Consider the following 13,892-nt stretch of genomic DNA (forward strand, 5'->3'; position numbering starts at 1 on the left):
CGATGTCGGGGCGGATCGGCGGCCGCGATCAGGTTGTGCGACACCGTTGCTGCGCATGGAGTTTCGGCTCTGTGGTGGCGGAGCCCGGATGCTTCGTCGCGGAAGTTCCTGCGCGATGAATGGACCCACCACCGCGGGGTCAGCCGGTGGCCTCGACGAATCCCGGGTATTGGCACGGTATCTGGGTGGCCAGCCGCCACAGGGAGGTCACCTCCGCGGCTCGGGCAGCGTGGAGCGGATCTGTGGTGTCACGGGGTCGGGAGTGCCGGGGTCGGGTATCGATCCGGTCGATGACCCGCAAGCCTGCCGAGTCGATGGCGGCGAGGAGTTCTGATCGGGTGCGCAGGCCGAGGCGTTCGGCCAGATCGGACAGGACCAGCCAGGCCTCGCCGCCGGGTTCGAGGTGAGCGGGCAGGTCGGTCAAGAAGGTCCGGAGCATGGTGCTGTTCGGGTCGTAGACACCTTGTTCGACGGTCGAGGTCGGACGGACCGGAAGCCACGGTGGGTTGCAGACGATCAGGTCCGCTCGGCCGTCGGGGTACAGCGCGGGGCCACGCACATCGATGCGGTCGGTGAGATCGAGGCGGTCGATATTGTCGCGGGCGCAGTCGAGTGCGCGCGAATTGATATCGGTGGCGACGATGTGGTCGATGCCGCGGCGGGCCAGCACCGCCGCGAGCACACCGGTTCCGGTTCCGAGGTCGAATGCGGTGCGGTGCTGGACCGGCAGCGGCGCCTGGGCGACCAGATCGACGTATTCGCCGCGCACGGGGGAGAACACCCCGTAGTGCGGATGGATCCGCGCGCCGAGAGCTGGTACCAGGACACCGTTTTCGCGCCATTCGTGCGCCCCGATCGCACCGAGTAATTCGGTCAATGCGATCACCATCGGTTCGCGCGTCGGACCGTACGCCTCGGTGCACGCCTGCCGAACATCGGGCGCGCGCCGCAATGCCAGCGTATGGTCCGGCTCCAATTGCACGATCAGTCTGCCCAACACCCGAGCCCGCTGCCCACGCGCTCGCCGATACAGGTGAAAGGATTCGGCCGGTCCCGAGCCCGCCGGAACGGGTTTGCGGTCGATGCGGCGGCTCAATGCCCGCAACAGCTGACGCGCGTTGTGGAAATCGCCGCGCCACAGCAGTGCCGTCCCCTGGCAGGCCAGGCGGTAGGCGGTATTCGCGGGCATACGGTCATCGGCGATGGTGACGTGCGTTGGCACCGTCGTCGCGCTTTCGGAATGCCACTGTGCGCTGTGGTCGGTGTCTGCTTCGGTCCAGTGGATGGTCGACATGGGGTGCTCCTCGTGATCGGACGTGCGATGGCACGGCGAGCGCTTCGACGAGGAGCGGAAGAACGGCCTGAGTCAGCCGCAGCTGTGCGGACGGACTAGCGGTCCCGCGTCGAAGCGCGAGCACCGAAGTCGCCGAGGACCATACCGAGCGTCATGAGCAGCCCCTTCCCTGAGTCGACACCTCAAGACTCGCACACGAGACACCGCCACCACACGCCGGGCCACCACACGCGACGAAATGAGTTGCTGTCGCATACCCAGTGCCAACCTCGCACACCCCATAGCGTGTGCGAAGTAATGACTGGATATGCGACAGCAACTGCGAGACCGTTGACGCGGTCAGGCGACGCCCATCCACGTGTCGATCCGGTCGATCGCGCCGGGGGTGAAGGCGCAGGTGACGTGGTCGCACGGCAACAGGGTCAAAGACACATCCACTCCGGCGCTCTTCCATTGTTGCTGTAGTGCTTGCGCGCCCGCCGCTGGAATCCATTCGTCGAACAGGCCGTGCCACAGGTAGATCGGCATGGTCGGGGTCAGGCCACCGGCTTTGGTTTCGCGGTATATGCGTTGGACGATGTCGGTGGGGTATGGGTCGACCTTGGTCAGTGTGCGCAGCGCGACGGGCGCGGCACCGAGCAGGGCGGCGCTGGAGCACAGGTTCTTGTTTTCCTGCGCGGTCCGCACTCCGAGGTCGTTGAGCAGATCGAAGGCCTCGGGTGTGGCTCGGGCGACCCCGAGCGCCGCCATCAGATACAGCGCTCCGGCGGGCGGTTTGCCGTCCATCGTCTTGCGCAGCAGGCTCAGATCGGCGGGTGTGCCACCGGCGGCGGCGCCGAGGATGCGCAGTTCGGGGGCGTAGGTGGGCTGTAGCTGTGCGGCCCATACGGTGGCGATGGCGCCGCCGCTGTAGCCGATCATCGTGGCGGGGCTGCCGGTCAGTCCGGCCGCCGGAAACCGCAGTGCGGCCCGGATTCCGTCGAGCACTTCGCGTGCCTGGGTGGGCCCGTGCGCGTAGGCCATTTTCGGGCCCTGGTAGTCGGTCATCACCACCGCGTAACCGTGGCCGAGCAGTTGGCGGGTGATATCGGGCGCTTCGATGGAGACCGAATGGGTCAGTTGGTAGGACGGATTGCATTGCAGCCCAACGCTGTCGATCGCGTAGTTGTTGCTGACGACGCGGCCGTTCCAGGTCTTCGGTTTCATGATGGTGGTGATCGCGGCGATCGAGGTGCCGTCCGCGGCGGTGGATTTGAACCACACCTGCCAGGCGGCGAAGTCGTTGGTGGCGGCCAGCGGCGGCAGGATCTGCACCGATCGCGAGGACAGGATCGCGCCGTTGGGCAGAGTGTCGGTATCGAAATGCTGATCGAGGTAGGTGTCGCCGGTCGGGTCGGGATCGTATTTCGCGTAGTCACCGCTGTCGGCCGCCGCGAGTGCCGAGGCGGCGAACATGGTGAGCGCCAGGGTGGTCGCGACGCAGAGGGCGCGCCGCGGCAGCCGAAACATGAACATCTCACTCTTTCGCTCGAACAACGCGCTGACCGGGACACCGCGTCGGCAGAGGTTAAACCAACCGACGCCGCCACACCGCGGATTTCACGATCAACTTCGAAATCCAGTCCCGTCGCATCCGACCCGCTCGGCGTGTCAACGGTCGAGGGTGTTGCCGGTGCGGCGGCCGACTGCGTGGACCTGCTCACCCGCCACGCACTTTTGGCACCGAGTCGCTCCACGCGCGACCGGGCTGGCCACGCGATCGCTGTACACGTCTGGGACAGTGGCCTACATTGCTGGCATGGACACCATCGAGCTCGACGCACCGGACGGCGCTCTCGAGGCGGTTCTGGCCCGCCCGACCGGCGACGGCCCGTGGCCCGGTGTCGTGGTGCTCCACGATGGTGCCGGGTTCGGCCCGGATATCCGCGGCAATGTCGAAATGCTGGCCGACTACGGCTATCTCACGATTGCCCCGAACCTGTTCGCCCATGGGCGGGTGCGTTGTATCCGCGCGGTGATGCGGTCGTTGATCTTCACCGGCGATAGTCCGACGATCCGGGAGATCCTCGCCGCCCGCGACCGGCTCCTCGCCGATCCCGACTGCACCGGCAAGACCGCCGTCATCGGCTTCTGCATGGGTGGCGGCTTCGCATTGCTCACCGCCCCAATGGGTTTCGACGCGGCGGCGCCGTTCTATCCGGGCCTCTACGGTGACTACCGCGCCCAGCTCGATGGCGCATGCCCGGTGGTGGCCAGCTACGCCCAGCGCGACCCGTCGCTTCTCGGCGCGGGCCGCAAGCTCGATCGCGCGCTGACCGATCTCGGCGTCGAGCACGACATCAAGACCTATCCGGGCACCATGCACGGCTTCGCGAACGTCTTCACTATCGACCCGGTCCTGCGGGTCGCCGGTCTCGGTTACGACGCCGAGGCCACCCGAGACGCCTGGCACCGCATCTTCGCGTTCTTCGACAAGCACCTGACGAGCGCCGCGGACGACGGGTCCGGGTAGCGCGCTGGCCTCGGTGCATGCCGCAACCCGATGACCATTCGGCGGCCCGGCCACCGATCCGATCCGCCGACACTGCCAGCCACCCTGCGCAGCGGGAACGGCCAGAACAGGCGGCACCCCTTATCGGTGGATCCCAGCGCGCTTGCCCACACCCGGCGCCATCATTCTCCGCGCCACTGCGGCGCACGCTTCTCGGCGAACGCGCGCGGTCCTTCCAGCGCGTCTGTGCTGGCGAAGACCGGTCGCGCCTCCTGCCAGCTCATCTCCCACATCGGCGCATCCCAGTCGGAGCCGAATTCGTTGCCGCGGTGCATGATTCGCTTGGACGCGCGCACCGACAGCGGCGCGTTGGCGGCGATCGTCTCGGCGAGCGCTATCGCGGTGGGCAGCACCTGGTCGGCCGGGACGACCCGGTTGACCAGCCCCCAGTGCGCTGCCGCCGCGGCATCGATCGGCGCTCCGGTCAGCACCATCTCGTGGGCGATCTTGGGTGGGATCTGGCGCGGCAGGCGCAGTACGCCACCCGCGGCGGCGAACAATCCTCTGGTCACCTCGGGCAGTCCGAGTTCGGTTTCGGCGCTCATCACCGCGAGATCGCAGGCCAACACGATCTCGGTGCCACCGCCGAGGGCGAATCCGTTGACCGCGGCGATGAGCGGTTTGTCGATGAAATGCTGGACCAGCCCGGCGAATCCGTATTCCGGGTGCCGCGGGTCGTGGATTCCGTTGCCGCGCGCCAGTTCTTTGAGGTCCGCACCCGCGCAGAACGCGCGACCGGCTCCGGTGATCACCCCGACCCGCAGTTGCGGATCGGTCGCCAACTGTTCGAGTGCCGCGCCGACGGCGCTCGAGAGCGCGGAGTTCACCGCGTTCATCGCCTCGGGCCGGTTCAGTGTGATGATCGCGATGTGGCCCTGGCGTCGCAGGGTGGCGGCCTCGGTCATGTCGGGCTCCTCTGTTGATTTGTTGCGAACCTACCGGTTTACGACCCGGATTCGGTCAGCTCGGCCACGACCGGACCGAACATGGTGTTCTTGATCGCGCCCAGTGTCGCGGGATCCTTGCCGCCGAGCGGTGCGAGCATCGCGAGGGCTGCGGTGGCGACCGCACCTTCGCCCGCGGTGGCGTCGACGATATCCAGGTCCGAGGCATCGATGCCGCCGAAGCGGCGGCCGGTGGTCATCGCGGCCACCGAGGCCTTGGGTGTCAGCTTGGACTGGATCAGCGCGGCCATGCCCGGGGTGAACGGGATGCGGATATCGACCTCGGGCAGGCAGAAGAAGCCGCGGTCGGCGCGCATCACCCGATAGTCGTGAGCCAGAGCGAGCATGGCCCCGGCGCCGAAGGCGTGTCCGGGCAGTGCGGCGGCGGTGGGGATGGGCAGGGTGAGCACGCGGGCGAACAGGGCCTGCACCCGGCCGATGTACCACTGGGTGCGCTCACCGTTGGCGAGCAGCCAGTCCAGGTCCAGGCCGTTGGAGTAGAACTTGCCGCTGGCGGTGGTCACCAGAGCGTGTGCGTCCTCGGCGAGTGCGGTATCCAGGTGGGCCTCGACCGCGTCGAGAAACTCCGGGCTGAAACGGTTTTCGTCGTCGCCGAGGTCGAGGACGGCGATCTTTTCGTGGTAGGTCAGTGTGGTCATGGTGTTCCTTGCTCCTGGGGTTGTTCGGGTGGGCCGACCGCGAGCACCGCGCGCACGGCGGCGCGAAGGTGTTCGCGGGCAATGGGTTTGGTGATGCGGTCGCGGCGCAGCAGGATGCCGGTCGGCAGATCGACGACGCAGGTGGTGATCACATCGACGGCGGCGGCATCACCGCGACCCCACAGGGCGCGCGAGAGCCGGATGAGCAGCGCCACCAGCGCGTCATCGGTTCCGGCGAGTTCGGCTTCGACCTGTTCGGGCAGTTCGTCGCCGAGTAGTTCCTCGCGCGAGACGGTCAGCAGCAGTTTCGAGGAGTCCGGGTATCGCCGCGCGAACTCCACCGGTGTCTCGGCCGCGGCCACCACCGCCTCGAGCGCGGGTGCGGTGTCCTCGCTCGCGGACAGATGCGCCTCGACCGATTCGGTCTGCATCTGCAGAAACCGCCGCGCCGCCCGTAACCAGCTGCGCCCGAGCAGTTCCGCGCGCGAGCCGAAGGTGTGATAGATCGCGCCGTTGGATACGCCGGTCGCCGCCGCGACAGCCCTGATGGTGACCGCCGCGGGACCCGAGCGCACCGCCAGCGACTGCGCGGCATCGAGCACGGTGTCGGGGTCATGGGTCCGCGGGCGGGGCATGCCACGACTATAACAGAGCAATTGCTCTGTTATAAATCGGCATCGCACCGGCAAACCCGCTTCCGCTATGGCACTGCATGTTTCGCCCGGTCACGGGTACTTTCGCGGTGCGGCGACGCCCGGGCGTGGACTTCGTGACGTTGCAGCGCGACGGCAATACGATGAGGTACTGTCTGGTCCTCCGCCTTGCCCGCACGAACAGAAACGGCGCCTGCGTATGTCACGAGTGGTCACCAAGGAGCAGTACTTCGACACCGCTCTGGAGGTCTTGGCCGAACTCGGCTTCAAAGGCCTCAATATCGGCGTGCTGTGCCGCCGACTCGGGGTGACCAGCGGTTCGTTCTACCACCATTTCGGCAGCTGGCAGGGGTTCGTGGACGCGCTGCTCGAGCATTGGGAGAACCGCCAGGTCATCATCCTGCGCACGCTGAACTTCAACCAGGGCAATCCCGACGACGACATCCGCGCCATGTCCGACCTCGCCGCGGGCCTGCACCACGCCGCCGAGGCCGCGATCCGCGCCTGGGCGGCCAATGACGAATCGGTGAATCTGGCGCTCAAGCGTGTCGACGAATCGCGCCGCCGCACCGTGCACAAGGCGATCAAAGGTGTTGTGGGCGATGAGGAAACCACCGCGGTGGTCACCGCACTCGGTATGTCGATGCTGATCGGCTACCAGCAGATCGCCGCGAGGGAGGACATTTCACTGGATCAGCTGTTGGCCCAGTACGCGCGGTTGATCTACTCCCACGCCCGCCGCTCAGCCGAGTAGCTCGTCGACATAGCACCACCGCCACGCCTCGCCCGGCTCCACACTGCGCATCACCGGATGTCCGGTGCTGCCGTAGTGTTTGGTCGCGTGATTGCCCACCGAGGAGTCACAGCAGGCAATGTGCCCGCACGACAGGCACATTCGCAGATGCACCCAGGTATACCCCTCAGCGATGCATTCCTTGCACTCGTCGGGTTCGGTGGGCTCACGCACCAAAGGCGCGGACTCCAGATGCGCGCAGCTGTCGACCGCCGCTGGGGCGGCGAGCGGTTCGACGCGTTCCTCTTCGGTTTCGTCGAAGCGGTCGATCATCGATTCCTCGAGATCGAGCCGCGACAGCACATACTGCAGGATCTCGTAGTCCGCGCCGCCCGAATCCCGCACGCGCAGTACCGTTTCCCGTTCCGCGCGCAGCATCTCCAGCCGCAGTCGCCGATATTCGGCGGTCGGTGTCGCCAGTTCCGATTCCGAGCGGCCCAGGCGTTCCCAGGCCGCGTTGGTCTTCCAGGTGACCCGATCGCGCAGCTGTTCGACGACACCCGGCGGCGTATCAGCGGTGATGTGCTTGTCCAGTTCGGCCAGTCCGGCCGCGGTCGCCTGCTGCAGCAGATTCGCCTTCTGCAGTGCGTTTTCCGCGCGACTCGGGCCACGCACATGTAGCCGCCGCACCAACCACGGCAGCGAAGTCCCTTGCAGCAGTAGCGTTCCCGCGACCACGACGAGCGCGAGCAATTTGAGCACCGGCAGTTGCGGGTCGGCGGGCAGCAGCAGTACCGCCGCCAGGGTGACCACACCGCGCATGCCCGCCCACGACACCACCACCGGATGACTCAGCGGCACATCGGCATTCGACAATCCGAGCTTGCGCGAGAGCAACGCCACCGGGAACACCCACAGCGGCCGCGACAGCATCGCCGCCAACATGACCGCCACCGCCGCCACTATCAGGGTGCGGTGATCGAGGCCGCTGTTCCACGCGCCCTCGATGATGGCGCGCATCTGCAGCCCGATCATCAGGAAGACGACGCTCTCGAGAATGAATTGGATGGTGCGCCAATTGGTGCGTTCGGCGATCCGGGAGGCGGCGCTCTGCCACACCGGCGCCCCGTGCCCCAGGACCATGCCGCAGGTCACCACGGCGATCACACCGGAGGCTTCGATCCCCTCGGCGGGCAGATAGGCGACGAACGGCGCCAGGAACGACAGCGTGGTGTCCAGCACCGGATCGGTGATCCGCCAGCGCAGCATCGCCAGCAGATAGGCGACCACGATGCCGACCGCCGCACCACCGCCCGCGGCGAGCAGGAAGTCACCACCGGCCTTCCACACCGACACCGTGCCCGCGGCCGCCGCGATGGCGGTGCGCACCGTCACCAGTGCGGTCGCGTCGTTGAACATCGACTCGTCTTCGAGGATGGTGACGATCCGGCGCGGCATGCCGATGCGCCGCGCGATCCCGGTCGCGGCCACCGCATCGGTCGGTGCGACCACTGCGCCCAGTGCCACCGCCAGCGCGAACGGTACCGGCAGCAGCCACCACACCACCGCCGCGACCGCGAACGTACTGAACAGCACCAGACCCACCGACAGCAGCGCGATGGTGCGCGCATTGGCCCGGAAATCGACCAGGGAGGTGCGGATCGCCGAGGTGTAGAGCAGCGGCGGCAGGAAACCCAGCAGGATGACTTCGGGATCCGGGTGCACCTGGGGAACGTGCGGCAAATACGACGCGACCACCCCGGCCAGGGTCAACACCAGCGGTTCGGATATCCCGAACCGTCGCGCGAGCGCCGCGAGCGACGCCGCCGACGCGACTAGAACAACGAGGCCGATCGCGACATGCACGATGGCATTCTCGCAGAGCAAACACCCGGCTCGAAAAGACCATGCGGTACGTGACACGGTCAGGGTGGTTGGGTTCCCCGGAATGCCAGTGGCGGTAGCGTTCGCGCGCGATAGTTGTCGGCACGAAGGAGGTAGGCATGGAAGAGTTTGCGTCCTGGCGGGCGAGCGGTCGGCGCCACACCCACCGCGGCCATCAGATCTTCTGGCAGGACAGCACCGGTGCCGGTGCGGGAAATCTGCTCTGCATCCACGGTTTCCCGACCGCATCCTGGGACTGGCATGCGATATGGCCGGGTCTGCGCGAGCGGTTCGCGCGGCTCATCGCCCCGGATATGATCGGCTTCGGCTGGTCGGCCAAACCCCGCAACTACGACTACCGGATCGCCGATCAGGCCGATCTCCACGAGAACCTGCTCCGTGAGCAGGGGATTTCCCGAACGCACATCCTGGCCCACGATTACGGCGACACCGTCGCCCAGGAGTTGCTGGCACGCGACGCGCAGCGCCGCGCCGACGGCGACGATTCGCTGGTGATCGAATCGGTATGCCTGCTCAACGGCGGACTGTTCCCCGAGGCGCACCACGCGCGTCCGGCGCAGAAGCTGCTGGCGAGTCCGCTGGGACCGCTGGTCGGGGTGCTGGGTACCGAGCGAGTCTTCCGCCGCGGCCTGGCCGGAGTGTTCGGTCCCGATACCCGTCCCAGTGTCCACGAGCTCGATCAATACTGGATCCTGTGGTGCAGCAGGCACGGTAAGAGCAACGGGCACAAGCTGATTCGCTATATGGGTGAGCGCAGGGCGAACCGGGCGCGCTGGGTGGGCGCGCTGGTCGAGGCGACGGTTCCGGTGCGGCTGATCGACGGTCTGCTCGACCCGGCATCGGGTGCCCATATGGTGCGCCGCTATCGCGAACTGATTCCGGATCCGGATGTGGTCGAGTTGCCGAAGGTCGGCCACTACCCCCAGCTCGAAGCCCCCAGGGAGACCTTGGCCGCGGTACTGGATTTCCACATCAGCCGCGTGCGATAAACGGACACCCCCGCGTTATGGGGTGTCCCATACCATGGCTACATGGCAGCGACACGCCGATCGAACAAGGAGGCTCCCGCGCGCCCGCGTGACGCGCGGCGGCGGATGATCGAGGGCACGATCGAATCCCTGCGCGTGCACGGCGCGAGCGCCACCAGCGTGGACCGGGTGCTGGCCGATACCGGCGCGCCCCGCGGGTCGGTCTACCACCACTTTCCCGGCGGTCGCACCCAGCTGATCGCCGACGCGGTGACCGCGGCCGGTAATTCGATGTCGGAATTCATCGAAACGATCACCCGCGACAACGATCCGAGCACCGCGCTGGATATGTTCGTCGCGCTGTGGCGCCGGACCCTTGTCGAGAGCCAGTACCGTGCGGGCTGCCCGATCTTCGCCGTGGCCGTCGAAACCAATGACGACGCACCGGAATTCGCCGCCTCCGCCGCGGCGATCTTCGCCCGCTGGAATACCGCGCTCACCGATCTGCTCATCGGTCACGGTCTCGACGCGGGGCGATCGCGGCGCCTGGCCACGCTCACCGTCGCTGCCGTCGAGGGGGCGATCGCGTTGTGTCGCGTCGAGCGTGCCACCACACCGCTCGAGGACACCGTCCACGAATTGCAAGCCCATCTCACGAGCGTCATCAACGCGTCCGAGCAGTAGCGCGCCCCGACATCGATCCACGATGCGGGTTTGTTCGTGCGAACAATGCACGCTCAGAGCCATTTTTCTGGCCGCGCGAGGCAACGTTTCGACGGAGCGTGGCCTTGACATCCCGATTATGGTGGGGACCATAATCAGCGTGCAGGTCCCACCGCACCCACGACGGACCCGAGGAGACGCCGATGTCGCGAGCAGCCGAACTCGACCTGGAGACGATCGAGCTGGCCCGCAACGGGAGAGTGCTCACCGCGACCATCGTCGCGCCGCCACTGAACTTCGTGACCCCCGCCGTGGTACGGGATCTGGACCGGCTCACCACGGTGGCCGACACCGATGACACCGTGGGCGCGATCGTGCTCACCGGCGGTCTGCCCGGACGCTTCCTCACCCACGCCGATCCCCGCGCGCTCACCGGCATGCTCGCGCTGCCGCATCCGTTCATCCCGGCCCGCGCGGGGGCGCCGCTGATCCCGGTGCTCAACACGAGCCTGCGGCTACCTGGTGCGGCGCGGATGCTGGAGCGTTTCGGCGGCGGCCTGGGCACCGGCATGGTGTGGGGTTACCGCTGGAAGCGAACGACCATGCGGATGAACCGATCGCGCGTGGTGTATTTGGCCGCCATCAACGGTCCCGCCCTCGGCGGCGGCCATGAGATCGCCCTCGCCTGCGATATCCGGTACGCCGCCGACGCCGAGCACGTCAAACTGGGCCAGATCGAATCCATCGCCGATCTCATTCCCGGCGGCGGCGCGACCCAACGCCTGCCGCGGTTGATCGGCGCGGCCAAGGCGATCGAACTGACTCTCGAGGGTGGACCGCTCAGCGCACAGGAGGGCCTGCGCTTGGGCTTGGTACACCGACTGACCGCCGAGGACGAGCTGCTCGCCGAAACCCAGGCCACCGCGGCACGTCTGGGCGCACGCAATCCGGTCGTCATCAAGGAACTCAAGCGCGCCATCTACTTCGGCACGGACCGGTCGTTGTCGCGCAGCCTGAATCGCGAACTCGCCGCATTCCTGTCCACCGGCAGCAGCAAGGCCGCGACCCGCACCCAGCACGCCTTCTTCGACGATCTCGACCGACTCGGCGACACACCGTTCCTCGCCGAGCCGAAGGCGTGGATCGACGGCACTCGCGTCGACCAGACCAGCTGATCCCGCGCATCCATATTTTCGACCGGCGGTTTCACTTCCGCTCTCGATCAACGACAACTCAGAGGAGCATCGATGAGTACCGCCGCACCGAAAGACAGCAGGGTCGAGCGCCCCAGACGCAATGAAGCCGCGCAACAGCAATGGCACAGGACCGCCTGCATCCTGTGTGAGAACAACTGCGGACTGCTGATCCAACTCGACGGCCGCAGCTTCGCCAAGATCCGCGGCGACAAGGACCACGTCGCCTCGGCCGGATACACCTGCAACAAGGCGCTGCGCCTGGACCACTACCAGAACGGCGGCACCCGCCTGAGCACCCCGCTGCGCCGCGAAGCCGACGGCAGTTTCACCGAAATCGACTGGGACACCGCCATTTCCGAGGTCGCCGCCCGACTCACCGAGGTCCAGAAGAGATACGGCGGCGACAAGATCTTCTTCTACGGCGGCGGGGGACAGGGCAACCACCTCGGCGGCGCCTACAGCGGTGCACTGCGTCGCGCGCTGGGCAGTCGCTACCGCTCCACCGCGCTGGCCCAGGAGAAGACCGGCGAGGGCTGGGTCGACGCGCATCTGACCGGCGGACACACCACCGGCGACTTCGAACATGCCGAGGTTTCGGTATTCCTCGGCAAGAATCCATGGCAATCCCACGGTGTGCCGCGCGCCCGCACCGTCCTGCAGCAGATCGCCAAGGATCCCGCCCGCACCATGATCGTGCTCGACCCGGTGCGCACCGAAACCGCCGACCTCGCCGATATCCACCTCCAGGTCCGTCCCGGCACCGACGCGTGGTGTCTGGCCGCGATACTCGCGCTGCTGGTGCGCGAGGATCTGCTCGATCACCCATTCCTCACCGAACACGCCGACCAGCTCGACGCCGTCACCGCGGTGCTGCGCGATATCGATATCGCCTCCTGTGCCGAAATCTGCGGTGTGCCAATGGAATTGCTGCGCACCGCCGCCCATCGGATCGGCACCGCCCGCAGTGTCGCCACCTACGAGGACCTGGGCGTCCAACAAAGCCCCAACAGCACCCTGATCTCCTACCTGAACAAGCTGCTCTGGCTGCTCACCGGAAACTTCGCCAAACCCGGTGCCATGCAACCACATTCGTGGATGGCCCCGTTGGCGGGCTACAGCCGTGACATCAAACGCAGCCCGGTGACCGCCGCACCGATCCTCGGCGGCATGGTGCCGTGCAATGTGATCGCCGAGGAGATTCTCACCGATCACCCCGACCGGTTCCGTGCCATGATCATCGAATCCGCGAATCCCGCACACTCACTCGCCGATTCGGCCGCCTTCCATGCCGCACTGGACGCACTCGATCTGGTGGTGGTCATCGATGTCGCGCTCACCGAAACCGCACGCCGGGCCGACTATGTGCTGCCCGCGGCCAGCCAGTTCGAGAAGTGGGAGGCCACCTTCTTCAATCTCGAGTTCCCGCACAACACCTTTCACCTGCGCGCACCGGTCCTCGACCCGTTACCCGGCACACTGCCCGAACCCGAGATCTACGCGCGGCTGATCCGCGAACTCGGTGTCGTCGGTGGTACCGAGCTGGCGGTACTGCGGACGGCCGCGAAGCTGGGCCACCGACCCTACGCATTGGCCTTCGCCGCATTGTTGGCCGTGAACAAGAAGATCGGCGGCCTCGCCCCCTACCTGCTCTATGAAACCCTGGGCCCGACGCTGCCCGATGGCGCCCGCGCGGCCGCCGTGCTGTGGGCGCTGGCACAGCGCGTCGCGAAGGTGCATCCGGCGGCTATGCGTCGCGCGGGTCATCGCGATGCCGACGCGCTGTTCGACGCCATCCTCGCGGGGCGCTCCGGGGTCACCTTCACCGTCGACGACTATCCGGATGCCTGGGACTATGTACCGCACCCGCGCATACCGTTGGCCATCCCGGAATTGCTGCACGCGCTGCGTGAACTCCCGACCACGCCCGCCACCCACACCAGCCCCGAATTCCCCTTCGTCCTCTCGGCGGGGGAGCGGCGTTCCTTCACCGCCAACACCATCTTCCGCGACAACAGCTGGCGCCGCCGCGATCCGGAGGGAGCATTGCGCCTCAGCCCTGACGATGCCACCGCGCTCGGTCTGACCGCGGGGGAACGCGCCCGCATCACCACCCGGCGTGGCAGCGCCATCGCCGCGGTCGAGATCAACGACCGCATGCGGCCCGGACATGCCTCTCTGCCCAACGGGTTGGGCCTGGACCTGCCCGACGGCACCCGCACCGGTGTGGCCGCCAATGAGCTCACCGACGCGAGCTGGCGTGACGCGATTGCCGCAACGCCGTGGCACAAGCATGTTCCCGCCCGTATCGAACCGGTGCGCGAGGTGT

General features: G+C 67.1%; 12 protein-coding genes. 6 read left to right on the forward strand and 6 right to left on the reverse strand.

Annotation, left to right across the window (positions count from 1 at the left end; translation table 11 throughout):
- Nucleotides 1-139: 139 nt before the first annotated feature.
- Together NA5_RS34060 and NA5_RS34065 are read right to left on the reverse strand one after the other, a co-directional pair.
- Nucleotides 140-1,294 carry a methyltransferase gene (locus tag NA5_RS34060; RefSeq protein ID WP_062993141.1) on the reverse strand — a complete coding sequence of 385 codons (1,155 nt, stop codon included), beginning with the start codon at nucleotides 1,292-1,294 and terminating at the stop codon, nucleotides 140-142.
- A 339-nt stretch (nucleotides 1,295-1,633) separates the two neighbouring features.
- Nucleotides 1,634-2,809 (reverse strand): lipase family protein, encoded by a 1,176-nt coding sequence (locus tag NA5_RS34065; RefSeq protein ID WP_062993142.1) that lies wholly within the window; start codon nucleotides 2,807-2,809, stop codon nucleotides 1,634-1,636.
- Nucleotides 2,810-3,092: 283 nt separating this feature from the next.
- Between NA5_RS34065 and NA5_RS34070 the strand changes: the two genes are divergently transcribed.
- Nucleotides 3,093-3,806, forward strand: a complete 714-nt coding sequence (locus tag NA5_RS34070) for a dienelactone hydrolase family protein (RefSeq protein ID WP_062993152.1) — start codon at nucleotides 3,093-3,095, stop codon at nucleotides 3,804-3,806.
- A gap of 161 nt (nucleotides 3,807-3,967) precedes the next feature.
- Here the strand turns inward: NA5_RS34070 and NA5_RS34075 are convergent, their stop codons facing one another.
- From NA5_RS34075 to NA5_RS34085, 3 genes are read right to left on the reverse strand one after another with little or no spacing between them, the layout of a single operon-like run.
- Nucleotides 3,968-4,750: a crotonase/enoyl-CoA hydratase family protein gene (locus NA5_RS34075; RefSeq protein WP_062993143.1), complete on the reverse strand. Its 783-nt coding sequence runs from the start codon at nucleotides 4,748-4,750 to the stop codon at nucleotides 3,968-3,970.
- A 38-nt stretch (nucleotides 4,751-4,788) separates the two neighbouring features.
- Nucleotides 4,789-5,448: an enoyl-CoA hydratase-related protein gene (locus NA5_RS34080; protein ID WP_062993144.1), complete on the reverse strand. Its 660-nt coding sequence runs from the start codon at nucleotides 5,446-5,448 to the stop codon at nucleotides 4,789-4,791.
- A complete protein-coding gene (locus NA5_RS34085; RefSeq protein ID WP_062993145.1) occupies nucleotides 5,445-6,083 on the reverse strand; it encodes a TetR/AcrR family transcriptional regulator in 639 nt (212 codons plus the stop codon). The genes NA5_RS34080 and NA5_RS34085 overlap by 4 nt, the downstream gene beginning before the upstream one ends.
- A 217-nt stretch (nucleotides 6,084-6,300) precedes the next feature.
- Here NA5_RS34085 and NA5_RS34090 point away from each other — a divergent pair, with 217 nt between their 5' ends.
- Nucleotides 6,301-6,855, forward strand: a complete 555-nt coding sequence (locus NA5_RS34090; protein WP_062993146.1) for a TetR/AcrR family transcriptional regulator — start codon at nucleotides 6,301-6,303, stop codon at nucleotides 6,853-6,855.
- Here NA5_RS34090 and NA5_RS34095 read toward each other — a convergent pair.
- Complete coding sequence (locus NA5_RS34095) at nucleotides 6,844-8,700, reverse strand: Na+/H+ antiporter (protein ID WP_062993153.1); 1,857 nt, start codon at nucleotides 8,698-8,700, stop codon at nucleotides 6,844-6,846. The two genes, NA5_RS34090 and NA5_RS34095, sit on opposite strands and share 12 nt — an antisense overlap.
- Before the next feature lie 137 nt (nucleotides 8,701-8,837).
- Here NA5_RS34095 and NA5_RS34100 point away from each other — a divergent pair, with 137 nt between their 5' ends.
- From NA5_RS34100 to NA5_RS34115, 4 genes are all read left to right on the forward strand, one after another.
- The gene (locus NA5_RS34100; protein ID WP_062993147.1) at nucleotides 8,838-9,728 is read left to right on the forward strand and encodes an alpha/beta fold hydrolase; all 891 of its coding nucleotides are present in this window, start codon (nucleotides 8,838-8,840) and stop codon (nucleotides 9,726-9,728) included.
- Nucleotides 9,729-9,770: 42 nt separating this feature from the next.
- Complete coding sequence (locus NA5_RS34105) at nucleotides 9,771-10,391, forward strand: TetR/AcrR family transcriptional regulator (RefSeq protein ID WP_245672542.1); 621 nt, start codon at nucleotides 9,771-9,773, stop codon at nucleotides 10,389-10,391.
- 182 nt (nucleotides 10,392-10,573) lie between these two features.
- Nucleotides 10,574-11,545, forward strand: coding sequence for an enoyl-CoA hydratase/isomerase family protein (locus NA5_RS34110; protein ID WP_062993149.1), 972 nt, complete (start codon nucleotides 10,574-10,576; stop codon nucleotides 11,543-11,545).
- A gap of 72 nt (nucleotides 11,546-11,617) precedes the next feature.
- The coding region (locus NA5_RS34115; RefSeq protein WP_063813763.1) for a molybdopterin-dependent oxidoreductase at nucleotides 11,618-13,892 on the forward strand (2,275 nt) is incomplete at its 3' end.

The organism is Nocardia anaemiae NBRC 100462, assembly GCF_001612725.1.
GTDB lineage: Bacteria > Actinomycetota > Actinomycetes > Mycobacteriales > Mycobacteriaceae > Nocardia > Nocardia anaemiae.